Annotated in this window: 1 protein-coding gene; it reads right to left on the reverse strand. The window is 55.2% G+C overall.

What is annotated here, in order from left to right:
* On the reverse strand, positions 1–160 hold a 160-nt coding region (locus tag ACTHTQ_RS11625), incomplete at its 3' end, for a helix-turn-helix domain-containing protein (RefSeq protein ID WP_440364005.1).
* Between the last annotated feature and the right edge of the window lie 50 nt (positions 161–210).

Consider the following 210-nt stretch of genomic DNA (forward strand, 5'->3'; position numbering starts at 1 on the left):
GCAGTCTGCCCCTTGCGGCTTTAAGTGCGCGGTAAATGGTGACGCGGCTGACTTGGTAGCGGCGTGCCAGGGAGGTGACGCTTTCCTTCCCCTGCGTGTAGGCCAGCCAAATGGCTTGGCGGTGGTGCGGGGAGAGGCGGGTGTTTTTGTGCATGTTCATGTTTCAGTATTCTCCTGGAAATACTGTAAACAACGCTACTAGTTTCTACA

This window comes from Neisseria sp. P0020.S003 (assembly GCF_051957095.1).
GTDB lineage: Bacteria > Pseudomonadota > Gammaproteobacteria > Burkholderiales > Neisseriaceae > Neisseria > Neisseria subflava.